This is a genomic window from Shewanella algidipiscicola, assembly GCF_900380485.1.
Taxonomy (GTDB): domain Bacteria; phylum Pseudomonadota; class Gammaproteobacteria; order Enterobacterales; family Shewanellaceae; genus Shewanella; species Shewanella algidipiscicola.
The window spans coordinates 83,984-110,441 of sequence record NZ_OXJV01000012.1 but is presented as its reverse complement, the minus strand read 5'-3'; the positions used below and the strand labels follow the sequence as shown (position 1 = coordinate 110,441).

At 49.6% G+C, this 26,458-nt stretch carries 25 protein-coding genes; 9 read left to right on the top strand and 16 right to left on the bottom strand.

Annotation, left to right across the window (positions count from 1 at the left end; all coding sequences use genetic code 11):
- Positions 1-173 precede the first annotated feature (173 nt).
- A complete protein-coding gene (gene yegS, locus DN599_RS07905) occupies positions 174-1,082 on the bottom strand; it encodes a lipid kinase YegS (protein ID WP_110457510.1) in 909 nt (302 codons plus the stop codon).
- Between the two features lie 186 nt (positions 1,083-1,268).
- Here yegS and DN599_RS07900 point away from each other — a divergent pair, with 186 nt between their 5' ends.
- Complete coding sequence (locus DN599_RS07900; protein WP_110457081.1) at positions 1,269-1,916, top strand: MliC family protein; 648 nt, start codon at positions 1,269-1,271, stop codon at positions 1,914-1,916.
- Positions 1,917-2,011: 95 nt separating this feature from the next.
- Entirely contained in the window at positions 2,012-3,892 is a 1,881-nt protein-coding gene (locus DN599_RS07895; protein ID WP_162599177.1) for an alkaline phosphatase D family protein, read from the top strand.
- Positions 3,893-3,952: 60 nt separating this feature from the next.
- Here the strand turns inward: DN599_RS07895 and DN599_RS07890 are convergent, their stop codons facing one another.
- The 3 genes from DN599_RS07890 to DN599_RS07880 form a co-directional block, all read right to left on the bottom strand.
- Positions 3,953-4,864 (bottom strand): pseudouridine synthase, encoded by a 912-nt coding sequence (locus DN599_RS07890; RefSeq protein ID WP_110457080.1) that lies wholly within the window; start codon positions 4,862-4,864, stop codon positions 3,953-3,955.
- Positions 4,865-4,942: 78 nt separating this feature from the next.
- Positions 4,943-5,527, bottom strand: coding sequence for an LON peptidase substrate-binding domain-containing protein (locus DN599_RS07885; protein WP_110457079.1), 585 nt, complete (start codon positions 5,525-5,527; stop codon positions 4,943-4,945).
- Between the two features lie 220 nt (positions 5,528-5,747).
- Entirely contained in the window at positions 5,748-6,803 is a 1,056-nt protein-coding gene (locus tag DN599_RS07880; RefSeq protein ID WP_110457508.1) for a patatin-like phospholipase family protein, read from the bottom strand.
- A 242-nt stretch (positions 6,804-7,045) separates the two neighbouring features.
- On the opposite strand from DN599_RS07880, the gene DN599_RS07875 reads away from it, so the two are divergent.
- A complete protein-coding gene (locus tag DN599_RS07875) occupies positions 7,046-8,197 on the top strand; it encodes a DUF3080 family protein (RefSeq protein ID WP_110457078.1) in 1,152 nt (383 codons plus the stop codon).
- A gap of 51 nt (positions 8,198-8,248) precedes the next feature.
- A complete protein-coding gene (locus DN599_RS07870; RefSeq protein WP_110457077.1) occupies positions 8,249-8,710 on the top strand; it encodes a NanQ anomerase/TabA/YiaL family protein in 462 nt (153 codons plus the stop codon).
- 90 nt (positions 8,711-8,800) lie between these two features.
- Here DN599_RS07870 and DN599_RS07865 read toward each other — a convergent pair whose 3' ends face one another.
- The 7 genes from DN599_RS07865 to DN599_RS07835 form a co-directional block, all read right to left on the bottom strand.
- Entirely contained in the window at positions 8,801-9,718 is a 918-nt protein-coding gene (locus DN599_RS07865) for an aspartyl protease family protein (protein ID WP_239473262.1), read from the bottom strand.
- Between the two features lie 157 nt (positions 9,719-9,875).
- Positions 9,876-13,100 (bottom strand): efflux RND transporter permease subunit, encoded by a 3,225-nt coding sequence (locus tag DN599_RS07860; RefSeq protein ID WP_110457076.1) that lies wholly within the window; start codon positions 13,098-13,100, stop codon positions 9,876-9,878.
- Positions 13,101-13,112: 12 nt separating this feature from the next.
- Positions 13,113-14,372, bottom strand: coding sequence for an efflux RND transporter periplasmic adaptor subunit (locus DN599_RS07855; protein WP_110457075.1), 1,260 nt, complete (start codon positions 14,370-14,372; stop codon positions 13,113-13,115).
- Between the two features lie 17 nt (positions 14,373-14,389).
- A complete protein-coding gene (locus DN599_RS07850) occupies positions 14,390-15,694 on the bottom strand; it encodes a TolC family protein (protein ID WP_110457074.1) in 1,305 nt (434 codons plus the stop codon).
- A 218-nt stretch (positions 15,695-15,912) separates the two neighbouring features.
- Positions 15,913-16,308 (bottom strand): hypothetical protein, encoded by a 396-nt coding sequence (locus DN599_RS07845; RefSeq protein WP_373317387.1) that lies wholly within the window; start codon positions 16,306-16,308, stop codon positions 15,913-15,915.
- 190 nt (positions 16,309-16,498) lie between these two features.
- Positions 16,499-16,684, bottom strand: coding sequence for a DUF3012 domain-containing protein (locus DN599_RS07840; RefSeq protein WP_110457072.1), 186 nt, complete (start codon positions 16,682-16,684; stop codon positions 16,499-16,501).
- 77 nt (positions 16,685-16,761) lie between these two features.
- Positions 16,762-17,139, bottom strand: a complete 378-nt coding sequence (locus tag DN599_RS07835) for a SpoIIAA family protein (protein ID WP_110457071.1) — start codon at positions 17,137-17,139, stop codon at positions 16,762-16,764.
- Positions 17,140-17,243: 104 nt separating this feature from the next.
- Between DN599_RS07835 and arfB the strand changes: the two genes are divergently transcribed.
- Positions 17,244-17,660, top strand: coding sequence for an alternative ribosome rescue aminoacyl-tRNA hydrolase ArfB (arfB, locus tag DN599_RS07830; protein WP_110457070.1), 417 nt, complete (start codon positions 17,244-17,246; stop codon positions 17,658-17,660).
- 26 nt (positions 17,661-17,686) lie between these two features.
- Here the strand turns inward: arfB and DN599_RS07825 are convergent, their stop codons facing one another.
- The 5 genes from DN599_RS07825 to DN599_RS07805 are packed head-to-tail and all read right to left on the bottom strand — an operon-like array spanning position 17,687 to position 22,237.
- Positions 17,687-18,271 carry an ATP-binding cassette domain-containing protein gene (locus tag DN599_RS07825; RefSeq protein WP_239473261.1) on the bottom strand — a complete coding sequence of 195 codons (585 nt, stop codon included), beginning with the start codon at positions 18,269-18,271 and terminating at the stop codon, positions 17,687-17,689.
- Positions 18,255-18,965 (bottom strand): ATP-binding cassette domain-containing protein, encoded by a 711-nt coding sequence (locus tag DN599_RS07820; RefSeq protein WP_110457068.1) that lies wholly within the window; start codon positions 18,963-18,965, stop codon positions 18,255-18,257. Before DN599_RS07820 ends, DN599_RS07825 begins: the two co-directional genes overlap by 17 nt.
- Positions 18,959-19,789, bottom strand: coding sequence for an ABC transporter permease (locus DN599_RS07815; protein WP_110457067.1), 831 nt, complete (start codon positions 19,787-19,789; stop codon positions 18,959-18,961). Before DN599_RS07815 ends, DN599_RS07820 begins: the two co-directional genes overlap by 7 nt.
- Positions 19,782-20,771, bottom strand: a complete 990-nt coding sequence (locus tag DN599_RS07810; RefSeq protein WP_239473260.1) for an ABC transporter permease — start codon at positions 20,769-20,771, stop codon at positions 19,782-19,784. Before DN599_RS07810 ends, DN599_RS07815 begins: the two co-directional genes overlap by 8 nt.
- On the bottom strand, positions 20,759-22,237 hold the full coding sequence (locus DN599_RS07805) for an ABC transporter substrate-binding protein (protein WP_239473259.1): 1,479 nt from the start codon (positions 22,235-22,237) through the stop codon (positions 20,759-20,761). Before DN599_RS07805 ends, DN599_RS07810 begins: the two co-directional genes overlap by 13 nt.
- A 254-nt stretch (positions 22,238-22,491) precedes the next feature.
- On the opposite strand from DN599_RS07805, the gene nikR reads away from it, so the two are divergent.
- The 4 genes from nikR (at position 22,492) to accB (ending at position 26,451) form a co-directional block, all read left to right on the top strand.
- Positions 22,492-22,902, top strand: coding sequence for a nickel-responsive transcriptional regulator NikR (gene nikR / locus DN599_RS07800; RefSeq protein WP_110457066.1), 411 nt, complete (start codon positions 22,492-22,494; stop codon positions 22,900-22,902).
- A 378-nt stretch (positions 22,903-23,280) separates the two neighbouring features.
- Positions 23,281-25,197: a TonB-dependent receptor plug domain-containing protein gene (locus DN599_RS07795; RefSeq protein ID WP_110457065.1), complete on the top strand. Its 1,917-nt coding sequence runs from the start codon at positions 23,281-23,283 to the stop codon at positions 25,195-25,197.
- A gap of 345 nt (positions 25,198-25,542) precedes the next feature.
- Positions 25,543-25,989 carry a type II 3-dehydroquinate dehydratase gene (gene aroQ, locus DN599_RS07790; RefSeq protein WP_110457064.1) on the top strand — a complete coding sequence of 149 codons (447 nt, stop codon included), beginning with the start codon at positions 25,543-25,545 and terminating at the stop codon, positions 25,987-25,989.
- Positions 25,990-26,007: 18 nt separating this feature from the next.
- On the top strand, positions 26,008-26,451 hold the full coding sequence (gene accB, locus DN599_RS07785) for an acetyl-CoA carboxylase biotin carboxyl carrier protein (protein ID WP_110457063.1): 444 nt from the start codon (positions 26,008-26,010) through the stop codon (positions 26,449-26,451).
- The last annotated feature ends 7 nt before the right edge of the window (positions 26,452-26,458 follow it).

Sequence of the window (26,458 nt, the reverse complement as noted above, 5' to 3'; positions counted from 1 at the left end):
GCCGCGCGGCGACATTGCGTCAATCTATAAGGGCTATTTTAACGCGTTTAAGCCACTTATCGCACAGTTAATCCTCAAAGGTGTGAGCTTAACTGCCACCTTCAAGGCAAAAAAACACCTCACATAATCGAGCCACATCAAGTGGAGCTTGGCATTCACCCCCTAAAGTTCACTTAAGCGGGCTCACTACCGGGTTTAAGCATAGGGCAGTCGGCACTGAGCACCATCTTGATGGCATTAGGTACCACTTCGAAGGTGATATCGCTAGTGGTGATAGGCTCACCATCGAGGTTAATTGGCATTGGTGACTTTGCGCGCCAACGTGCCGCCGTGTTTTGAGCATATATCGCATATTGATTATCGTCTTTGGGCTGGCGAAATTCATCAATCACCTGTGATAAAGCCTCTAGAGGGAAATCATGCAAGGCGACTAAATCGAGTAATCCATCGTTAATATAGGCATTGGGCGCTAACACTTGCCCACCGCCCGCCTGACGGCCATTACACACGGCGCCCAATAACAACTGCTGTGAAGCGCTCTGACCATCAATAATAAATTCGCCCTCATAGGGTTTAAAGCTCAACGCTTGGATCAGCCCAGATAAGGTATAGGCTCCGCCACCAAGAAAGTTTTTTAACGCCGCCGGCGTCGTCGAGGTCACTTGCGCACCAAAACCACCACTGGCGATATTGATCAAATGGGTGTCGTTAGCTTTAATCGCATCGATCCAAAAAGCATCGCCACTGAGTGCCAGCTCCAGCGCAGCCTCTGGCTCATCAGGAATGGTACACGCGGCGGCAAAGTCATTGGCTGTGCCTAGGGGCAAAATCGCCAGTGCTGGACGTGAAGCTTTAGGGTGAGTTAGCAGCGCATCGGCCACCTCATTGATTGTGCCATCGCCACCGGCGGCGACCAGTCGTTGGCAATTATCGCCAATGGCCTCATCGACTAAGCGCGCCATATCGCCGGCCTCATATGTCACGCGCACCTCAATATCATGCTGCTCGCGTAATGTGTCGATCGCCACTCGCAATGGCGCTAACTGGACTTTCTTTCCATTTAACAAGATACGGATCTTCACTTTGGCCTCCACAGCCTAGCTATCAGCACTGATAGTATGATGCCCAATTTAACAAAAAGATAAAACACACTAAGCTAACATGCTCATAAAACAAGGTTAATGTTAAACATTTGCTGGGTCGCCACTGACGCGATATTCTCAAGCCTCAATCTGATATTAGACCCGCCCTGAAATGAGGAGCCACTAATGCCACTAACACAAGTGTTCAATACTAAGCCGCTGAGCTACGCCCTATTATTAGTCGCACTTGGCGGTTGTGCCACCGCTCCAGTTGAACCAAGCGAGCCCAGCCTAAGCGGCAATACCACACCCAGCTATGATTGCACCACCCCGACATTAAACAGCATCGAAAGCCTGATCTGCCAAGATGAAACACTCGCAGCGTTGGATAGACAATTAGCCAGCATTTACGCTCAGGCATTAGTTAAAGCACACGATCAACACCCTCCGATACTCAAGGCCGAGCAACGCGGTTTTATCAAAGGTCGTGATGATTGCTGGAAGAGTACAGATAAAAAACAATGTGTTATCGACAACTACCAGACTCGCATGGTAGAACTACAAGCAAGATATCGCTTAGTTGAGTCTACAGGGCCGGTGTTTTATCGCTGTGATGATACCCCTGCCAAAGAGGTGGTGGTTACCTATTTTGACACCCAACCACCAAGTCTAATTGCCGAATTGGGCGATAGCTCCTCCTTGATGACCATTCAGCCTAGCGGCAGCGGGGCTCGCTACCAAGGTAGGAATGAGCAATTATGGGAACATCACGGTCAAGCAAGTATCACATGGGGCTATAACGCCACACCGATGCACTGCACACTGGTAAAATAATGCCGCCTGATGAGAACATAAACCTAATAACACCAGCCGATTAAGAGGTGAAATGCGCACATCTAAAGGTCACAATCGATTGAGGCAAGCTTAACATGGCAGTCACGCTCCCCTTACTCTTGGCCGGTCCGATGCTGCGCCACTGCGATAGCGATAATATCTGTTTACTGTTTGTCGCCAGCAAGCCCTTATCCGCACTGACGCTGACATTGGCAGAGGTGGAATATCCGCTTGCAACCGATGAGGTCACTCAATTTAAGTTGGGCGAACACGCCTATCAATATATTATCCATCTCTGCAAACCTGAGCTCAATCCCAGCGAACAGCTGATTGAATATGGTGTTTCCACTCCCACCGATGGCGACCTATTTAGTGGCGTTAAGCAGCTACATTATCCGCAGCAACAGGCACCGCAATTTGTGGTAAAACCTGTTATAGATAAGCTATTACACGGCTCTTGTCGCAACCCACATCACTATAGCGGTGACAGCTTAGTGGCCGCCGATACCCTGATGGCCACAGACAACAGTGCGACCTCGCGACCCGCACTGTTAATGCTCAGTGGCGATCAAGTCTACCTCGATGATGTCGCAGGCCCCATGTTATATGCCATCGGCAAGACCATCGAACTGCTGGGGCTGCGCGATGAGCAGTTCCAGCAAGCTTTGCTGACCGACAGCAAGCACATAAGCTACCAGCCAGCGTCTATGTATCAACGCCACAAAAACATATTGCCACGCACCGAATATCCTGCGGCAACCGCCATCAGCCGTTGGTATATTAATCACCCCATTTTTACCTCGTCGATCGCCGAAAATCACCTCACCAGCTTGGCCGAGGTGATCGCTATCTATCTGCTGTCTTGGTCACCCGAATTATGGGCCTTAATGGATATTCCTAAGCAAGTTAACGGCTTGTCGCCAGCCAATAGCGCTAGATGGCAACGTGAATGGCTTCATCTACTCGAGTTTAAAGCGGGCTTAACTCAGGTCAGGCGCCTGCTGGCACACCTGCCCACTTATATGATCTTCGATGACCATGACATCACCGACGATTGGAATCTCACCGCAAAGTGGGAGCAAGCGGCCTATGGCCACCCTTTCTCTAAGCGGATCATAGGCAACGGCTTAATTGGCTACACCCTGTTTCAAGGGATAGGCAATCAACCGGATAAATTTAAAGCCGACATAGTGCCTCAACTGAGTGCATTTTTAGCCTCACCCACAGAGAGTCAACACGATGAGCTCATCGATACACTACTGCACTTTGACCAGTGGCATTACCACCTCAATACCAGCCCTAAACTCATGGTACTCGATACCCGCACCCAACGCTGGCGCAGCGAGTCAAACCTAGCCAAGCCTTCAGGCTTAATGGACTGGGAAGCCCTGATGGAGATGCAGCAGCAACTGGTGGGGCAAGACAAGGTGATTATTGTATCGGCCGCACCTATCTTCGGGGTTAAATTAATTGAAGCCGTACAACGCACCGCCACCTGGATAGGCGCGTCGCTGCTGGTCGATGCCGAAAACTGGATGGCCCACCCAGGCACTGCCAACACCTTGCTGAGCATCTTTTTGCACCGCAAAACCCCCGAGCAGTTTGTGATCCTATCGGGCGATGTGCACTACTCTTTTGCCTACGATATTGGCATTCGCTTTCGTTCTATGAGCCCTAATATCTATCAAATCACCTGCAGCGGCATTAAAAATCAGTTTCCAGAGAAGCTATTGCCCCTGTTTGATAAATTCAATGGGTGGTTGTATGGCCACTTTTCACCTTTAAACTGGCTGACAAAACGCAAACGCATGTCGATTCGCGGTAGGCGCCCTAACGGCGTTAACAGCCAACGGCTGGTGAATAAAAGCGGCATTGGCTTAGTGACATTTGCTGATAATGGCGCACCAGAGCGTATTAGCGTGCTGCATGCCGACATGAGCGAAACCGAATTTAAACCACCAAGGCAGACAAGATAAACGGATTGCCGCGCCACAGCTAACAGCCCTGTGACCTTGTTATCATCCTTTGATAATGGCTTAACTAAAGGGTAAATCGGCCAATTGAATATCGATATGCCGACCACTAATAGGATCGCTAAACTGCAGCCGCTGAGCCAGCAGCTTTAACGGCTGAGCAAAGTTATCCGCCGCCTTTGGCAATAAAGTGGGATAACATCTGTCATTACAAATGGGCATGCCTAAGCTGTGCATATGCACTCTAAGCTGATGGGTTTTGCCCGTAATGGGCGACAGTTCAAATCGCCCCATCCCCTTTTGCACCTCAACCAAGGCCACCTCCGAATGGCTATTGGCCTCTCCATCAGTCACTTGCATCATAAATGATGGCTCACTTTTCACCAGACGATTTTTTACCGTCCAGCGCAAGGGGCTCGCTAACTGACCATCGCTATATTGGCGCGCCAATGCTGGGGTTAAGGATGCTAAGGCTTGGTAGGTTTTAGTGATCGCGCCATCACGAAATAGGCCATGGTAGGCGTCGCGATATTCAGGCTGTTTAATCAACAGCACTATGCCCGCCGTAGCCCTATCGAGCCTGTGCGCTGGGACTAACTGTGGCACTTGGGTAGCGATTCGCAGCCGATTGACTAAACATTCATTAATAAACTGCCCACTGGGATGCAGCGCTAAAAAGTGCGGTTTATGGGCGATGATAATACGCTCATCTTGATACAGTATCGACTCACTAAAGGGAATGCGGGGCTCTTGGGCCACCTCGCGATAATAATACACACGTTGCTTGGGCCGATAGGCGCTATCGAGCTCGATAGGCTGTCCATCTAGCCAATGCACCTTCCCTTGACGCACCCGTGATTGCCATTCTTGGGCGGAAACTTGTGAAAAACGCGTCATTAAAAATTCCACCACGGTGGCGGGCGCCGAAGGATGGTCAGGAAGTACGATATATGAGGCTTGGGATGCGCGAACCATGATGCTGGCCAATAAATCAAAATGGGCGCCATAATAACAAAGATAGCGCCAAGGGGCGCTATCTAAGCCAAGTAGTGATTAAATGTTATGGTTGGCATGTGATTTAATCAGCTCAAGCACAAAGTCCATGGTTTTGTGGCAGTCAGGCTGATTAACTAACACTTGCTTGTCGCGGTTATACAGAGGTAGTACCTCTAACCAGCGCTGGCTCACCCAGCTGGCGTCTTCAAGATGCAGATCGGAGTAAAGCTCAAACAAGGCTGGATTCACGCGATAAAACTGCGCTAATGCGGCGCTGATCAACTCAAATTCACCTTTAATGGGTTCTTGTTGCCAGTTGTGGCAGCCTAAGGTACGCGCTATCCAGTTGCCGTCTTTACGCTGGCTGGCCGATAAGATTTTTACTCTTTGTTGACCTTCGAGTACAACCCCCAAACAACCGTCATCGAGTAGGTTGAAGTCGATAATCTCACATTGGGTCGCGATGGTGTAACAAGGAGGGATGCTATCGGTTTTTGCCATGCCAAAGGCTAAAGCATAATGCCCTTTAAGTACCTCAGCTATCAGGCTTAATCCAGATGGCCCTGCCACTCGGATCTCGACTCTGCCAGCGGGTAATAACAATTCATCACGAATGATTAGTGCCATTTCTTGCGTTAACATAGCAGCCTCCTCCCCCTTGGTCGATGTTTGCAAAACCGAGCATAATGAAAGCTGCAAACGGCTTACTAGGAGCAATAATAATAAAGTGTAGCAGTTGCTGTCATTACTGCTTTATACGTCATTATTGCATTGGCTAGACCATGCCAATCTCACTATTTCTTCCGTTAATGATTAGACCAGACTTGAACAGATTTGGTTTCACGCCCCATAACATTAATCATTAAAACGGCTCAATAAACCGCATAATATCTCCACTTTTCAAAATCTTATTAAAGTCATCGGCCAACACGTCACTGGCCGCTAAAACCTGCTGCCAATATCGAATTCGCTCATCGCTAGATAGGCGATTAAAGTCATTTCTGTCGGGCAATTTACCATAGGGTAGTTGACGAATGTAGGCCTCGCTCGGCGCCAAGATCAGCGCATTATGGTAGTTTTGCCGAGCACGACGCCAAGGCAAAGATTTATCAAACCAGCCTGGTAATATCTGGCTATAAAAATGGGGGTACAAGGTTAGCCCCTCACTATCCTCTATCGCCAAATCAAAATGATAATCGGTAATACCGCCATCATAATAATGCCCTTGTGGCGCGCCCGCTATGTGCGTCACCGGAGCCAACACTAAGGGAATCGAGCCTGTAGCCAGTAACACTTGCGCCAAGTTAGTTGCGGTCAATGCGAGGTGCTTAGTGGGCAGATCGGTTAAGTGTAAAAAGGGCGATTTCGCCGCCGCATTACCAAAAACCATACGCTGGAAATGCAACCCCAGGCTCTTACGACTAAGCAGATTGGTTAACGCCGTCGTGGCAAGCCCAGTCCCAAGAGCCAACCGACTGGGCAGGCGATTTAAATGTCGCGCCTTACAGGCGATAAAATGGCTTTTAATCATTGGGTTATCGACAATATCTTGCCCAGCATTATCGCCTAAAATTGCCTTGATAATGGTTTGTATCTGGCGGGATACCTCAACAGGCGTCGGCTTAACATCATAACGCTGCTCAATATAATGTTGTTCGAGCCGAGCATAGGCCGCGAGCGGATCGTGCTGCGCCAAGCAGGCGAGACGCCACGCCCCCGACGATGCACCTAAGGTGTATAGCGGTGTCTGTCTGGCCTTGAAAAATTGCGTAAACAGGGTTTTATCTAGCCCAGCAATCCCAATCCATTTGGGGCCGCCAGACGCCGCTAGCACACGAGTAAACAGCGCGGGATCAAGCCCATGTTCGGCAATAGTGCGATAGGCACTGGGGCCGGCTAAAAACCGTAATTGAGACACGTTATTTTCCTTTTTGAATGTCATCAACGCACTCCTTACCCTAAGGAGTCTATGAAGTTGGCTATGATAATAAAATATCGCGACAGTGGGCAGCCAGCATTTATCTAAAATAGCCTGTAAATAAGAGATAGAATATAGGTGTATAGTAACAGCCCTAGGCCAAACCGAGCGCTAACCACCTGATAAAAATAGGTTATTGTTACGAGTAAACCCTTTGAGCTAAGGCAACGTATTACCATGGCATGATAAACCATCAGCGCAGCAACAAAAAAGGAAGCGACTCAAGTGACACCCAAGCACGAGCCCACAACCTCATTCACAGCCGGCCTAAACAGATGTTCTTTTTAACCCAGCGCGTCGCCAGAGTCACAGTCTTACTGGCATTACTTAGTCTATTCACTGTGGGCTGCCAGCCTAGGCAAGATGCCGATGCCATATGGCAAGATTACAGTAAGCGGCTCGAGACCGTACTCAATCAGCCCTATCTAGGCGCACCATTGACTCCCATGGCCTTACCCAAGGCCACAGTTTATGAAGCAGACACCAAAACCCTCTCTATTTTACAAACACTTAAGCTTAATCACTGCGCGCTTGGCCAACTGATTGCCGAGCGCAATAGCGCTTTAGGTAAAGTGGCACCGCCGAGTCAGCGACTGATCTACCATATTCGTTTTATCCAACTTGCCCCCAAGTGCATTGAAACATTAGACGATGCTGATCTCATCCACACACTGACATTAGGGCTTGAACAAAAACAGCAACAGGCACTCACAATGTTTAGGCAGATGTTAACGCGCGATACCAGCATTAAGAAACGACTGTTTATCGGTTACGACTCACTGCCCCTAAATGAGATGCACAGCGGACGAGTGGAGTTTGAAAGTGCACTGAGCCAGCTCAACAACATCAAAGAGCAGATCGTCGCTCACTCGTGGCACCAGATTGAAATAGACAATTTAGAGCAAACACTAGCGATTTTTCATCGCCAACCACTGCTCAACCAATATCTGCGCTCACTTGCATTGAGCGTATCTCAACTAACGGCAGTCAATGACTACCTATTTAACCATCAAACGCTCGCCGCCTGCCGCCTTGGCCACGCCAATCGGCAACAAGAGATATTGCAAAATTTGTTTCACAAATATTATCTTGGGCAAACTCAGGCTTATCTATCTCAATTAAACCAACTGCATTACCGCTTAAGTCAGCCGATGCAGCGCCTGTTTGATGGCAGTGTTTATCAAGGCTATATCGAGCATCATTTCTCCGAACAGCGCCATGCCCTGCCCGCGCAACTCAAACAGCAGATGCGCCGACATGTGCAGTGGTGGCAAGATTTTAGGGCCTCGTGCGATATCCCCCCCCCCGAGCCACAACAAACGCTATCCCACTAACAGCCAAGCTTGCTAAACTAACGCTTCAATTAACTTGTTTGCGTAACCGTCATGATAGTAGATAGCTTAAATAACATTGCCCTGTATGCCTCACTGAGCCCAAGATTGGCCAAAGCGCTGCAACACTTAGTCGAGACCGACTTTACTCAAGCCGAGGTGGGCACCTATGAGCTCGAGGGCAAAGATCTGTTTGTCATCGTTAATGACTATGAAACCAAACCCAGAGAACAAGAATCTTTTGAGGTGCATCGCCGTTACATCGACGTGCAATATGTGGTCAGTGGTGAAGAGGAGTTTGGTTATCTGCCTCTGGCGGATCAGACTCCAGCAAAACCCTACTTCGACAAACATGATTACGCCGAGTTTGATTATGAATCCAATAAAGCAGATGCCGCCTTTATCCCCTTAAAAGCCGGCATGTTTGCGCTGTTTTTCCCACAAGACATGCATATGCCGGGAACATCGGTTACACCTAAAGCGGTAAGGAAAGTGGTGATAAAAGTCGGTATTTAATCTCGCCGCGACAGGCATAAAATAAAGCCACAAAAAAGGGCACAGATGATGCGATCCTATGCCCTTATTATCGAAATCCCAGAAAGCTGATTATGAGTCTTCGGGTAAGCCTATATGCATATGGCCCGACTTATAGTCTATGGTTAACACAAAGTGTTTCAGTACATCATAGCCCACCAGCCCCTTGATGTTTTTACCCTTGATACGAGACCCTCCACTGTTACTGCGACCCGAGACCGATTCTGTTTGTCCCTCTCCTGGTACTGTCACTAAGACATTTTCAACTGTGTATGGCCCAAACTTCATCTTAGGCAACCGAAATTCATCGACCAGAGCAATGCTATTGGCACCACGGCCTATTCCCGACTGAGAACCGTAAAGCTCAAGCCAGTTATTGTTCGTTACTAACATGCGCTTTAAAAATAGCCCACCGGCGTTACCAGTATCGAGGACAAGCCAAGGTTTTTCATCGGCATCACCATTAAGCTCAACTCGAACAATGGGTTGCCCCGCACCTCTGTCGATCTGCATCGGAATATTTTCGAGTTTAGCTAAATCCACACTGCCTCTTTCGAATAATCTCATCCGGCTATTGGGGTAATCAATCTGAAAGATAAACTTATCTAATAGACCCGCACCGAGTAACAACTGCACCTCATGATGGCCAATACGCAGACTCGCTAACTGATCAAACTCGATGGTAGCCCCAAACAAGGTCACAGGGACATTATTATAGAGCTGGCGTTTCTCAGTGCTGAACACCCCTTGAATATTAATCTTGCCGCCTTTATCGAATTCAAAACCATGGCGATTAATAAAGCTTGTGTTAATCGCATTGCCTTGAGCGCCACTATCCAAAATGGCACGGCCTGCTATGCCATTAATGCTCACTGGCAAATTGATGTGGCCATTGATAAGTTCAAAATCAACCCATTGGGTGACGGCAAAGGTATTAAAAGAGGCAATCAAACAGAGCATACCAGCGAGCTGTCGAAACGAAGCGTACATCAATCATCCTTAATTTAGCGTACTGATTAATAAGTTAATCTATTCAATAACACTATGACTGTCAACGCAAAACCTTACTCAGGGTGACCCATTAAACGCCTATATCAATCGGGCCATCCTTGGCCCAATGGAAACCATAAGGTTTACTCACACCGCTCTAACCTTGTGACGCCTTATCGTCTCGATACAACCAGCGATACAGGGTCGGCAGCACCAGCAGTGTCAGTGCGGTCGAGCTAAATAGGCCGCCAATGATCACTACGGCCAGTGGCTGTTGAATCTCACTGCCCACACCAGTCGAGAGCAGAATAGGAATAAGGCCTAACGCCGAGGTCAGTGCCGTCATCAGTACCGGACGCAGCCGCCCGACGGTACCTTCATACACACAGGTATACAGCGGCTCACCCGCTGCGCGGCGCTGATTAATGGCATCCACCAATACCACACCATTAAGCACGGCCACCCCAAATAGGGTGATAAACCCAATCGAGCTTGGCACCGACAGGTAAGTGCCGCTTAAGTAAAGCGCCACGATACCGCCGATCAAGGCCAGTGGCACGTTAGCCATAATTAGCCCCACCTGCTTAATAGAGCCAAATGAGAAATAGAGCAGCAAGGCGATCAACCCAATAGAGATAGGCACCACCAGCATCAGTTTTTGCTGGGCGCGCTGCTGGTTTTCATACTGCCCACCCACCACGACGGTGTAGCCTGGTGGCAGCTCGGCTTGGGGCACTATGGCATAGATATCATTAACAACCGAGCCCATATCACGTCCCGATACGTTAGCTTGTACCACGACGCGGCGCTGCACATCATCGCGGCGGATATTGGGCGGCGCCATCTCAATCAACACATCGGCCACCTCGCCAAGTCGCACGGTCGCACCATTCGCCCCATTAAGCAGCAGATCCCGCAGCACATCGGGCGCACTGCGGTACTCGGCGGCCAAACGCACATTGATATCATATCTGGCGTTACCATCGATCACCTGCCCAGCACTCGCGCCGCCCACTCCTTGGCTCACAAGGCTCATCACCTCATCGACACTGATGCCGTAACGGGCTAACACGTCACGCTTAGGACGCACCACCAACTGCGCCTCACCAGAGACTTGCTCCAGCGACACATCGACCGCGCCGGGGATCTGCATCACCAAATCACTCAGTTGCTGCCCTTTTTGCGACAATACCGCTAAATCTGGGCCGAACAGCTTAATGGCAAGCTGCGCCTTCACCCCAGACAACAACTCATCTACGCGAGTGGCAATAGGCTGTGAGAAGGTAAACAGCAGACCCGGATAGACACTCAGCTTTTGCTCCATTAGCCGCTGCAGGGCAAAGCGATCGCTCGCCGATTGCCACTCCTCCAGCGGCTTGAGACCAATATAGATCTCAATATTACTCACAGGCTCAGGGTCGCCGCCCAGCTCCGCCGCGCCAATACGGCTTAGCGCATATTCCACCTCGGGAAATTGCATTAAGATTTTTTCGAGCTTAGGCGCGACATCAAGTGAAGTGCTTAAGCTAGCAGTGGGTGCCAAGGTAACGCGCAGATTAATGGTGCCCTCCTCTAGTTCGGGCACAAACTCCGTGCCTAGCCTAGGCAGTAGCGCCATGCTAAAGGCAAGCATCAGTATCGCGGTTAATCCCACTACTTTAGGGCGCGCCATGGTGACGGTGAGCAGCTTGCGATAGAAGGATTCAATCGGTTTAAGCAACACGCTTTGTCTCAGTTTCACACCCCGTTTGAACACTCCCGGTTGAAACAAGATTACCGCCAGTGCTGGCACCACAATCAAGGCCACCACCAAGGCCGATATCATCGCTAAGATGATGCTGACCGCCATCGGCTGAAACAGCTTGCCCTCAACCCCTTCTAAGGCAAACAGCGGCGCAAACACCACAATAATAATGGCGGTCGCAAAAAAGATAGGCCGGCACACCTCTTTTGCCGCCAGCATCACCCGCATCACAATACCACCACGAGCACCTTCACCAAGGCCATCTAAATCAGCATGGTGCGGATCACGCTCACCTCCTGATCTAGCCTGTGCTTTGACTAAATGACCTCTATCTGGCTGAGTAAGATGTTTAAAGATGTTTTCCACCATCACCACCGAGCCATCGACCAGCATACCAATCGCTACGGCGAGGCCGCCTAGTGACATTAAATTGGCCGACATGCCAAAGTAAGCCATCACCATCAGCGCCAGACCAATCGACACAGGAATAGACAACAACACCAGCAAGGTAGCGCGCAGATTGACCAGAAACAGCGCTAAAATCACCACAATAAACACGAAGGCCATTAGCAGGGCATCGCGCACCGTTTTCACCGCTTGGTTAACTAAGTCAGCTTGATCGTAAAACACCTCAAACGACACCCCATCTGGCAATGCTTGCTCAATCAGCGCAGTTCTCGCCGTAATATCATCGATAGTGGCTTTAGTGTTAGCCCCCATACGTTTGAGCACCACGCCCGCAACCACTTCACCCAAGTTTTGTACATTGCCAGCATAGTCACGCCGAGTCATGGTCACAGCACCTACACGGATCTCACTACCATAATTCACTTTGGCAATATCGCTCACGCGCACGGGGGTACCTGCCACTTCGGTTAGCGGAATTAGCCCGATCGCTTTTAGGCCGGCATCGCCCGCGGGCAACATACCGTAACCGCGCACCACCAGTTGCTCTTGGCCTTGTGCCATAAACCAGCCACCGGCATTGCGGTTGTTGCTCTCAAGCGCAGCGGTTACCTGTGCCATATCAAGGCCGTAACTGCGCAGTTTGTTGGGCTCTATCTGCACTTGATATTGCCGCACTTCACCGCCAAAGGAGAGCACATCGGTCACCCCAGCCACGGGCATCATCAGCAGCTTCACTAAGTAATCATTCAGGCTTCTCAGCTCATAGGCATCGATGCCAGAACCGGGTTCGGCGCGTAAAATATATTGATAAATTTGCCCTAATCCCGAGGTGTTGGGGCCAATTTCGGGCACTCCGACTCCGCTAGGGATCATCTCTCTGGCCGCTTGCAACTGCTCAAACACTTGCTGGCGAGCAAAATAGATATCCGTGCCTTCATCAAACACCACAGTCACAATAGACAAGCCCGTACGCGACAATGAGCGCACCTCGGTGACCGCAGGCAAGGCGTACATCGCCGACTCGACGGGGTAACTTATTAGCTTTTCCACCTCTTCGGCGGCTAAGCCTTCAGCTGCGGTATTGACCGTCACCTGCACATTGGTCACATCGGGAAAGGCGTCGAGATTGAGCTTAGGCAGTACCACCACACTGGCGACAATGGTCCCTAGCAGCGCCAACACCACCAGCAGACGATTGGCTATCGCCGTATCGATTAATTTTTGTAGCATAGCAAGGATCCCTTAATGATTGTGGATATCAAAGCCCGACTTGGCCTGTTCGGACGCTAAGAAAAAGGCCCCCGAAATCACCACCTGAGTCTCAGGACTTAAACCACGCACTAAGTTCATGCCCCGTTGACGCTCAACCACCTCAACTTCTCGCGCCTCGAACCCCTCATCAGTGGCGACAAACACTTGCCAGTCACCATCACCGCCCCGGGTCAGGGCTGCATCGGGCAGTACCACGCCGGTAACGCTATTGTCGGCCAGATAAATTTCGGCAAATTGCCCGGCATGCAGTACATGACCAGGATTATCGAACGCCACCAAAATTTGCTCGGTGCGCGTGACGCTATTGAGCTCATGGGAGCGGCCGATGATCTGCGCCTCTATGCTATGGGGGCCCACTTTCACCAGCACACTGCTGCCCACCGTCACTTTTTCAGCCTGAGTCGGTGTCACTTGAGCCTCGACCCAGAGGTGTGACTCATCGGTAAGCTGCATCAAGGCGGTGCCGCCAGCAAAAACTTGACCTAACATGGCCACATCTTGCTGTACGCGCCCCGCTATTGGCGCTAACAGTTGGTAGCGGCCAATGGTGTCTGGACGAGATGCAAGCGCCTTAATTTGCCCATCCGTCATTTTCAACGCCTCGAGGGTCGCCCGCTTAAGCTCGGCGTCCACCTGCGCCTGTAAGCGACGGCTGGCACTGACGGCGCTTTGGCTCATGCGTTGTACTCGGCTCCACTCGGCGGCGGCATTGATATACTCCGCCTGCGCCTTGGCCACGGCGGCGCCGCCTAGGGTCAAAATGGGCTGCCCTTGCTGCACTTCTTGGCCAGGCACCACATGCCGCTTAAGCACCCGCACCTCAAGTTGTGGCGCCAAGGTGATAGTGCGATTACGGTCCACGACTAAGGTGGCCGTTGCCACCGCCTCTAAACTAAAACTTTGTTTAGAGAGCGATACCACCTTAATACCGGCAAGCTCACATTGGGCGGCGCTAAGTACAATGCCATCGCTATGCTCGGCTTCGTCCTCATCATGACCATGGGCGTTATCGGCCTCGCGATGCTCTGGCAGCTCGCTTTGGTGGTCGTGCCCCACTTCGCTGGCGTCATGTGGACGCTCGAGGTCGCTGGCTGCGCCGTGATCATGGCTGTCACTGGCAAACGCACTGGCTGACAAGCCTAATAGTGTGGTGATTGATAGTAACTGTGCGGCCTTAATTAGCCTTGCGCTTAACGTCACGCCTTGGATCCTATTAATTTGCTTATTCATGTTATGTCGTCCTAAATTCACTTCGATGCTTTAGCGTGCGCGGGCAAACTCAATTGCGCTGTTAAATAGTGCTCTAACTGGCCGCTAGCCCCCATCCAATCGAGCCAAGCTTGATACAAGGCCGACTCCAATGACAAGCCAGCCAGATAACTACTGGCCAGTTGGCGCTGGCTCTGCAGGTAATCACTGGTGCTAATGTCACCAGCTTGCCATTGCTGACCTAACGCATCGGCAATACCGGCACTGGAACTCAGCACCAATTGGCGCCACTGCTCATAACGTTGTTGTAATCGCGGAAAGCTGAGTTGAAATAGCTGTTGCTGTTGGCTGATGACACGCACCTGGGCCAGGTAATTTTGCTCCGCCACCGCCACCTCACTGCTGGCAACAGCATGGGTGTCGCGGTAGTTATTGCGCAGGTGTAATGGCACCGACAGGCCCAAGGTAAACTTATTGTCGTCACCTTCGCGTTCGGCGCCAAAACTGATGGTGGGATCGGCGGCAGTATCGGCCTTCACTTGCTCTGTGGCCCATTTGGCGAGCAGCACTTGTTGATATGCCCCCTTGAGTGCCGGCAACTCGGGCGTGACCTCTGAGCGGATCACATAACGCGAGTCATCGACACTGAGCGCAGTAATAAAGTCATTAAAGGCAACCGAGGCGGTGCCCACGAGCATCAACACCTTAGCGTCGGCCGCGATCGCCTCTTGCTCTACCATGGCATGCTCTGCGGCGCGGCTTGCCAGTTCAAGTTGGATAAGTTGATGTTCAGCTTGTGACAACAGCCCTGCCTGCAACTGCTGCTTGGCAATAGTGAGTTGCCGCTGAGCCGCATCGAGCTGCTGCATTTGGAAATGCAAGATCTTGCCCTGCCGTCTTTGCTCGACAATAGCCAAGAGCAATTCAGCCAACGCCTGACTGCGACTTAGTGCAACGTCAGAGCGCAATATTTCAGCTTGCAACATGGCGGTGCGCGTTGCGGCGCCGCGTTTATCGCCCCAATCTAAGGTTTGGCTTATCCCTATGCCATAGGTCTGATCTACGCCATCTTCATAGCTGACATCTAACGCGGGGTTATAGACGGCGTTGTCGGCCGCCAACATCATTAACTCAGCCTGCTTGAGCTTGGCTTGCTGTGCCTTGATCTGTGGCAGTTGATTAAACTGCTGCAACAACTCTGGTAACCAAGCCTGAAAAGGGGGAGTACTGTTATTGATTTGCGCCAACGCGGGCGCAAAACTTTGCGTCCCACTGGGCAGGGCATGCACAACTGAGCCACTACAGCTGGCCAGAAGTAGCGCCGCGATAATACTTTTTTGCATCGCAATTCCTAGTATTGAACATTCGATCCAGCCACCGCGCCATATGGCGCCCATCCACGCAAGGTCAAAGCGGGGCAGCTAAACAGGGTGTCAATCTCCAGCACATTAAGCGTCACAGCGTTAATGAGCTGAATATGATCCGATAAAACGCCATAGCATAAGCCGCAGCCTTATTGCTAAGACGGCCATGAGCTACAGAAGAATAGGGGCTAACAGAATTACACTATAGGAGGGCGATAAGCGGCTTGTTGCTCGGGCGGGAAGTAATGGTGAGCTAAGTTCTTTGGCGCATCAGACACTGGCAGCGATGGCACAGTAATCACTTGCGATAATAGGGTCGCATGACCACCGTGGCACTGGCAATCTAGGCAGAGGTCGAAAGTTTGGGTCTCGGTTTTGCTGATCTGATGTTGATGGTGGGCCGTGGGTTGATGCTTGTCTAGCTCAGGTGAATCGAACGCACATTGGCAATCGACACATTGAGATAGGCTGACTACCTGGGCAGTAAACTGCAAATGGGGGTGGTTTTTACTCTCCTCCTGGCGATCCCCTAAGTGCAATTGATGCACGCCAAAGTTAGCCACTGCAAACTGCAGCGCCACGATAGCGATCATCATCAATGCGATCTTTTGGATAACGAGCTGGAAGAAACGACTCACAGACACCCTTAAAATTAAAGCTAAAAAAATCAAATGAATAGCTATTAGACAGGCATTGTAATGATTTGTTCAACGCTGACAATACCTCACCTAACTAAAGTATTGTCGGCGTCACACTTGCTGTCGATAACCCGAGACTGAGCGATTATTTAAAGACGCAATGCTTGGCGTAATCGGCGGCTTCATTAGCGGTCCAATCACCTTTAGGCTTATCCTCCATCTGCTTACACCATTTTTCGCTACCCACTTCTGGCGCGCAGCCTGACAAGAGTATCAACGTAAACAGCGCTAATGTGGCGCACTTAAGGACTGGAGATTTAATGGCTAACATAGGATTTCCTTCAATATTCACTATAACGCTGTGTTGCGCTTGGGCTTATTTACAACAGTCAGTGTAGCCTAAATGACTTATTGAGTTAATGGGCAACTTAATTTGGCGGTTATCCATTCAATGGCCAATGGCTTTTGCTCGAGCGGATACCACGCGACCTCGCCTTGCATAAACGGCCCCATTAGGCGCACCGCATTACCAAACCAATCAGGGCCGCCCACTAAGACTAGCGCATCGAACCTAGGTAATTGAACCTCGCCAACACCTGATAATGACTGGCTCTCCCAGCCTTCGAGCAGTACGTCGGCTTCGATATACAGACAGACTTTACCTGACTCGGCTTGGTATTTTTCGATAATGGGGGCGATTAACTGGCAATAATCTTTTGTCGATAACCGACCGCTAGCAAATAAACTGATCACCCCATTGGTGATATCAGCGATTTGACATAACATATTGGGACTCCGCGACGGTGCAAGAAGTAAGTTGACCATTTTGCCTTATTTGGTCAGTGCAATGATACCTGTCTATATCAAATAATCACCATTAAAGAGCCTGCATGATAAAAATCAGCAATCGAATTGAACTACAAGACCATGAACTTGAATGGCAATTTATCCGCTCCAGTGGCGCTGGAGGACAGCACCTCAATAAAGTTTCTACCGCTGCCCAGCTTATTTTCGATATTCGCCAATCCTCGCTCCCCGAACTCTATCAGCAACGCTTACTGGCTAAAGCTGATCATCGTATTACCAAAAGCGGCAAAATCATTATTAAGTGTCAAGCTAGCCGCAGCCAAGATGCTAATCGTCAAACCGCACTGGAACAATTTATCAGCTTAGTCGCTAGCGTTGGCCATACCGCTAAAAAGCGTATCGCCACCAAACCCACCAAAGGCAGCCAGAAACGGCGTATCGAGGCCAAAAAACAGCGCGGCGCCACCAAGGCACTACGTCAAGGAAAGCCTCGCGATTAAGCGTAACGCCTGCCGTTGACGGCGCTTTACCAAGTCACAATGTGATCACAAATCGCTTCGAGCAGGTAGGGATCGTGGGAGATCACCAACACGCCTAAGTTGCGCTTATTTGCCGTAGCTAATAAGTGCTGCCAAAACTCGGCTTGGGTGATGGTATCGAGATGCGCCGTTACCTCATCACAGATAAGAAACTGCGTGGTGGGCACTAATGCCCGGATCAAATTAAAGCGTTGTAACTGACCGCCGGATAACTGATTTGGCCGTCTTGTTAACCAAGAGGCATCCAGACCATAATCCTTGAGCAGCGGCAGGTAATCGTCACACTGCCAGCCCTCATCTAACGCGGTTTTAAGGGTTAATCTGGGATTAAATGCAAACTCCCCCTGTTGGATAAGCCACTGCACCGGATTAGGTTTACCCCGCGCGCGCCTTGGCAATGAGTGCAGCTCAGCTTGCATAGGTATTATCCCCGCAAGCATGCTCGCTAAAGTGGATTTGCCCACACCGCTGGGGCCTGATACCCCCACTATTTCGCCGCGCTTAAGCTCGATGTCTGGAAATGTGATTAACTGCTCGCCTCGGCGCACATAGCCCTTATGCAACCGCAACACGTTCTGACTCCCAATGTTCTGGCAGTGCCGTCCAAAAGCGGTGCGTATACTCATCACACGCCCCTGCACGAATATGCGCTGGGGTGGTCATTTCCACGGCGCGCCCATCGCGCAGCACTAACACTCTGTCGGCAATAGGCAATAATTGCCTCAAATTATGGCTAATCACCATGACACCCAGTTGTTCATCGCGAGCAAGCATCGCTAAATGTTGGTATATCGCCTTTGCCGCTTCGACGTCGAGTCCGCAGCAGGGCTCATCGGCAATCATAATCTCGCTCGATTGCCAGCAAGCCTGCGCCATCAAGGCGCGCTTTGCCATACCACCAGAGAGCTGGTGCCGATAACGCTCAGTAATATTGTGGCCAAGCTTAAAATAGTGTCGACGCGTCGAGGCACGTTTGCCTAATCGCTGCGCGGCATAACGCAATTGTGACCCGATTAATCGCAGCGGATCTAACACAGAGGCCGACTGCGCCGCCAATGCGCGCCGAAAGCCTTGCTGACTGGTAACCTTGCCACCTAATTTAAAGCCGGGCGGAACCTGCCCCATCAACGCCTGTGCCAATAGACTTTTACCGCTACCGCTCGCGCCTATCACACCAAGCACCTCACCTTGCTTGAGCGAAAAGCTTAACGGCGACAATAGAGAGACAGCATCGGATTGAATACTAAGCCCTTCGACAGTTAACATTTAACCACTCCTTCAAGGTGAGTTTGCGGCCCCTGACGTAAACCGAGCAGCAGACGCTGCGCAACATAAGACAAGAGCAGCAAGCAACTGAGTAAGAGTAAACCAGGGCACAGGGCAAACCACCAATGTCCGGTTAACGCATATTGCGATGCCTGAGCTAACAAGGCGCCCATGGATGGCGAGTCAGGATTAAGACCAAAACCTAAAAAGGTTAACGCCGCCATATGGGTAAGCGCATGAGGAAACAGCAGCAAGCCGCCTATCCACCACTGAGGCAAGATATGCGGCAACATGTGACGCCGTAACCTTTGCCAAGGTGAAGTACCAAACTGTTTCGCTAACTGATAATAGGGGGCTGACTGCACCTGTTTCATTTCAAAGCGCAGTAATCGCGTGAGTTTAGGCCAGTGACTTAATGCAACCGCCACCACTAAGCCGAACTCTGCACCGCCAAAGGCTAACGATAAGAGAATTAACAGCAAGAGGTGGGGGAGTGACATAAACAGATCCACCAGCAAATCGACCATCCACGCGGCGGCGCGATGTAGCATGGCAAGCATCGCCATCATCAAGGACAACACACTGCTCAGCAATACCGCAAGCCCGCCCACATACAGGCTCTGTGCCAGCGCCTGTTGACTGCGACTAAACAGATCTCTGCCGAGCCAGTCGGTGCCAAACAGATGATGTAGTGAAGGCGCTTGATATTTATTGAGTAAATCGAGCTCTGCCCCCTGCCAAGGCCAGAGTAAGGCCAGCCCAACCAACCCGCATAGTAAGGCAAGCGCGGCCATAAAACTGGGCTGACGCAGTAGATCACGCATCCCCAGCCTCCTGAATAAAGTAGCGTGATAACACAGTGGCAATAAGGTTACCGCTAAAGACCATCAATGCCGAAATTAAGGTGCAGCCCATGAGTAAGTCGGTGTCACTGGCTAAACCTGCCTTCACAATACTGGCGCCTAATCCGGGAAAACTAAACACAGTTTCGGCGATCAGCGAGCCACCAAACAGCTCTGCAAAGGTCGCAAATTGCAACACAATTGCCGGTAATAGACTGTTACGGATCACATGAAAGCGCACCACCTTCAACAGGCTATCTCCATGCGCCAGAGAATACTGCACATAATCAGACTGCAGCACGTCAATCACCTTCTCTCGGGTGTGCAACACTATTGGCGCCATGCTCACCACCGTCAGGGTAGCGACAGGCAATAGCAGATGATGCAACATTCTGAGCACAGATTGTTCAGAAAAAGTCATACCAATTGGCGCGGCGCAGCACACGGGGGTGAGCTGCAAGGCAATTGAAAATAGGCTGATAAACAGCATGGCTAACCAAAAAGAGGGCATGCATACCATCAACCATGAAAACCGCTGCACCGCCTTATCGAGCCAACTGTTTTGATAAATACCCGCCAGTAACCCCAGCAGATAACCGAGCACCAACGATCCTACCCAGCTAAGACCAATGAGCAGTAGCGATAGGGGTAAATGGGTGGCGATAACGCTTGATACGGGCTGCTGATAAAGGGTAGAAAAGCCGAGATCGCCTCGCGCTAACCCAGATAACCAATGCAGTAGACGCTGGCCCACTCCTTGATCCAGTGATAACTGCTGGGCGAGCAAGGCCTTTTGTGGCTCAGAAATGCCAAAGACATTGCCACCTAAATAGGCGTTCAGCGGATCTATCGGTGTCCAGCTCAGCAGAAGATAGGCCAGTAATACCACCAAAATCAGCAGTAATACCAGCCGAAAACCAGCACTTAAGATGGCATAGCTATGGGTGGGCATCAGTTGGGGCATTGCCAGCGCCAATGCTCGATATTATTGGCTAATGGCCAGCCGTGACCATGGGCCTCAATTCCGGGCGAATCCAGATCAAGACAGACATTGGCCGCATAAAGATGTTTAAGGTTAACCAGCCAAGTCCAAGGTTTATCTTGGGCAATGAATTGCTGCGCGCTTTGCCAATACGGCAATGAGGCGTGCCACGAAAGTGCATGCTGGGCCTCATCTAATGCGTTATCCACTTCAGGATTACTGTAATAGCCTGAATTAAAATAGCCTTGGCCTCGATATTGACTGTGATGCACGCCCCTCACTTCGGTTGCCGAGTGGCTTCCAAAACCAAATAACACCGGCTGTTGATGCATCTGTTTATAGATGGCCTCCCAACTTTTACCGACGGGAGTGATTTGGATACCTAGCGGTTTGACCATTTGCGCTACCGCCAAGGCTAATTGTTGGCGCACGGTGTCGCCTGCCAAATAATAAAGCGTCATCGACGCCTTAACGCCATCGCGCTGACGTATACCACCTTGTAATTGCCATCCACTTTTATCAAGCAGTGCAATAGCGGCCTCGGGATCAACTTGAGGTTCATGGGCTTGAGCAACTGGCCCCCAAGGCAATCCATCGGCAATCGAATAAGCCGGTGTTGCATGACCCTCTAGCAGTTGCTCAACTAACACCTGACGATCAATGACTAAGTCGATAGCGGTGCGGATCGCCAGATCTGAGCTAACATCATTACCTATGTTATTGCCCTGCTTAGGCAGCATAGGCCAAGCAATGCCGCGGTTATCGACACTGTCGATACGCCATAGCCGATATGTCGGCGGGAGTAACTGCGCATAGCGCGGTGCTATCGCGCTAAGGTCTAACTGACCGACGCGCAGCCGAGAGTAGCGGCTATCTTCATCACTAAAAATGACCACCACTTTTTTAAATTGCAGCTTTTGTCCGTAATAATATGGATTGGGGACCATGATGAGCTGTTGATTGCGATCCCAACGAACAAACTTAAGCGGCCCCGAGCCAACAGGTGCTAAGCCATATCGCGGACCATAACTTGCTTTAGGCACAATCGCTAAACTGACAAAGTTATCGATAAAAGTGATGTCGGCCTGCTGCAGGTGAAACCTGAGCTCTCCATCTGCTACCACCTCAACCTTCTCTAGATTAGTGAGATCGTGTATTGAGGCAATTTGCTTGGCAGTATCGAAGGTAAATTTAATATCTTCAGCCGTAAGCTTTGTGCCATCGCTAAAGTTAACCCCTTTTCGTAGCGAGACTTGCCAGGTTAAGCGATCGGCTGATAAGGTCCACGATGTCGCTAAGTCGCCCACCAGCTCAAGTTGTTTATTGCGCCGCAACAGTGTCGACTGAAACAGCGGCCGGTTATATTTACCCCAGCCTAAGATAGGATCGAACCCCGCGTCGGGCTCGGCCCCTAAGGCGAGTGTCAATACCCTCTCAGTGGCAGCCACTTCCCTATCCGTCGCTGCCACTGAGAGGCAAGCGAAGCAACCACACAACAGCAGCAAGATTAACCGTCTCATAAACATTTAGCCCAAATAGGTAATACTATTAAAATATTCGTCATACTAGCGGGTATATGCCTAAAAATCAGCCTAAAAACAGATCTTTAATACTATCGTTGACTTAGATCAATTTTATATTTTTGCATCCTTTTTATATCTGTAGGATACTCACAGTAATTAAGCTTTATAGAATTTAACTTATGCCTAACGACACGATCCGCTTTACTGTTTCCATGCCTAAATCTCAATTTGAAGAGATTGAAGAAGATCAATTAGAGCGCGGATATCTTTCTCGTTCTGAATATATAAGAGATCTATTTCGCGATAGGCTGGTTGATAAACAGTGGAATAATAGCAAAGAAGATGTCGTGGGCGTGCTCACGCTGGTATTTGATCATCACCAAAGAGGGCTAACTGAAAAACTGCTTGAGATACAGCACAATAATTTAATTCATGTTTTATGTAGTACTCATGTTCATATTGACCACCATAACTGCCTAGAAACCATTATTATCAAAGGGCAAGCCAGTGAACTCAATAGCATAGTGAATCGAATGGCTGTGCTTAAAGGCGTCAAGGTGGCACGCTTAAGCCGAACGGGTATCGTTTAACTCGCCTTATATTAAGCCTAAAGTAATATATTCCCCATTAATACCTTAGCCATGCTTAAATGGCTAAGTATGACTAATATAACCCACCTTTAATGCCCATCGACCAAGCTTAGCCAGTGGTAACCACTATAATTCATCAAGCATATTCAAGCCTAATATCAATCCCTTTTCACTCATTAATAAATGATCCAGCCATTTAATTAAGCGCATTATATTGCCAGCGATATTCATATCGAACGAGTAATACTTTTATAATATTTTTCACACTGTCGCCGATATAATTGATCTAGCTCGCAAAATTATCCCCACTCAAACATATAATACACACCGTTAACTTAGGTCACAAAAACATAACCGCGTACCCAAAAGGAATGAGTAATGTATTTGAAAACATGGGGATTAGCTTTAACGTTATTAGCTGTAAACAACGCCGCTTTCGCTGATGATATCGAAAAAATCACCGTTCACGGTGTGCAATATCAAGATGACGGCACCTACCAAATTGTTACCCTGGGTAGCGATGTCACCATTATCAGTAGTGAGATGATCCAAGCCGCTGGGGCGGTCGATATCAACAAGGTCCTCAGCCAGTTTGTACCAGGTTTATTCGCTAACGGCCGAGCGGGTCGCCATACCGATACCGACTATGCATTGCAAGGCAGTCGCCCGCAAGACATCCTCTGGTTACTTGACGGTAATCGACTCAATAATCGGCTTTATGGCTCAACCTATACCGACAGTATTAACCCCATGATGATTGAGCGCATCGAAGTGATTAAAGGTGCCCAAAGCGTGATCCACGGCTCGGAAGCCATTGCGGGGATCATCAACATCATCACCAAAAGCTATCAACATGATGATCGCGGTGAAGTTAGCTTAGTGGCTGATACGCTGCCCAGTTATGATCTATCAGCGTTCGTCAGCAGCGAAATCAATGATCTCCAAATTAGCTTAGCCGCCAGTTCAAGCCAATCAGAAGGCTACGCACTTTGGCCCGATGAGGAATACTCACCAACGGCGGCCTTAGACAAAGAGCGGGGTTATCATATGAATAACCTCAATGCAAAAATTAAATGGTCCATCAGCGATGCCCAGCAACTGACTATTTTTGCGCAATATAATGACGGCTTACTCGAACGTCCTTTAGCTTACAACGCTATTTTGAGTGAAAATGATCGCAAACAGACGCTCGCCTATGCCGATTGGCAACTCCAAGTGTCAGACCAATTGCTATTACAAACCAAGTTAAGCTACCAACACTGGGACTCTCACTATAGTGAAATCACCAAAGAGGCTGACGGCAAGGTCGATGTTCCCTACTGGGATCAATATTGGGGCTTTAAAGATTACGGCGCGATCGTCTCCGCTAACTATCACACTCAAGATGGGAGTCAGTGGATTATGGGAGGTCAGTATGAACAATTTGAAGGCGCTGACGAGGTTATGCACTTCACCACGCCAACTGACCGTACTTATGCACTATTTAGTCAATACCAACCTAAGCTAAGCAGCCTGCCCGATACCCAGCTATCACTGGGAGCACGAGTCAATAAACTGGTCAATGACGAATCTATCTGGGTTGGCAGTATCGCGTTAACTCACGATATAACGTCACAATTACAACTGAAGGCCAATCTTGGCAATGGTTATCGCCAGCCAACCGCTTCAGAACTCTATCAACAGCTGGGTACCTTGGGTAATCCTGACTTAGTAGCAGAAACCAGTGAAAGTATTAATATTGGGTTTAATTATCAAGGTGATATCTCATTAACCGTAGATAGTTTTTGGCGTAATATTGATAACCTCATAGAGCAACGCGCGCTCAGTGACACCCAGTTTACCTACAGCAACCTTAATGGCCGTGTCGAAAGCTATGGGATAGATATTCACTTGGTCAAAGCCTTTTCAGCGAAATGGTTAATGGAACTCAGCGGTGGCTATGCCCATGCCGAGCGCAAAGATAATGGCCAGCAAATTGAGCGAGTCCCCAAATACACAGGTTTTGCCAAGCTAAACTACGAGATGAACGATGATGTGACACTCTGGGTGAGCGGCCAATATGTCGGAGAGTTCTTAGATTATGGCCTCACTGCCGGTGACTATATGCTTACCAATATTGGCCTGCAAACCTGGTTATCAGCCAAACAAAACCAGCAATTGCAGCTCACCATTGACAACCTATTTGATAGCGAAGTGCCGCAGAGTATTTTTAAACACGGCCACCGAGCAGAATACCCCATTGAAACCATGGGCGCACCGCGCACATTGCAGCTGCAATATAAATACTTTTTTTAACATAGCACGGCGCTATATTTAGCCGACGCACCAAATACCTAAGACAGAGAAACCCATCGTTTCTCTGTCTTATCTGTTAATCACGAATCATTGCCAGCCTCGTTGTTCGCCTCGACTAAATAAGGGGTCGATAAGGGTTACCCCTCCACAACCAATAGCAGTAACCGCCACTCTTTGTCGCAGCATAGGCGATAATGCTTGATGCAAACATCGGCCTCTACCCAGGCTGATGATGAAATTTAAATTGCGGCGACAAAATAGCGCTAAATTATGCTAACTTGCAGTTATCTATTAAAAATGAGCATCTGCGCGCCGCGCTGCGGCTCACTCCTAAAGGTATGTTGCATGAGTAATCAGGCGAAAATATTGTTAGTCAATGGCCCTAATCTAAACCTATTAGGTCGTCGAGAACCCGGCCATTATGGTCATCACACTTTAAGCCAGATTGTCGAACAGTTGACCCAAATGGCCCAAGCAGAAGCGGTGCAACTGCAACATATTCAATCCAATGCCGAACATGAACTGATCGATGCCATTCATGCCAGCGATGCCCAGTTCATTATTATCAATCCGGCGGCCTTTACCCACACCAGTGTCGCACTTAGAGACGCACTACTGGGAGTGGCTATCCCCTTTATCGAGGTGCACCTGTCGAATGTGCATGCCCGCGAACCGTTTCGACATCACTCCTACTTTTCAGATAAAGCCGTTGGGGTGATCTGTGGCTTGGGTGAAATGGGTTATCAATTTGCACTGCGCTCGGCCATCAGCCGTATCAAAGCAGCTCACTAATGCTCAAGAGACAAGCGTATGGATATTCGTAAAATTAAAAAACTGATCGCCCTAGTGCAAGCCTCTGATATCTCGGAGCTGGAAATTAAAAATGCCGAGGAGTCGATTCGTATCTGCCGCGATCTGAGCTACACCAAGACCGTAGCGGCTAAAGCATTTGGCCAAACCACCGACGACAAAGAAGATACAACCAACTCAGAGTCGACTAAGCCACTCGACTATGCCGAGGAAGATCTGCTGGTGTCCCCTATGGTGGGCACCTTCTATTTATCGCCTTCGCCAGATGCCAAGCCTTTAGTCAAAGTGGGGCAAAGGGTCGAGCAAGGTGATGCCGTCTGCATTATTGAGGCAATGAAAATGATGAACCAAATACAAGCCCAACATGCTGGCGTAGTGAAGGCGATTTTATGCAACAGCGGTGACGCCGTTGAGTTTGATCAACCCTTAATGGTTATCGAGTAAGCTCTGC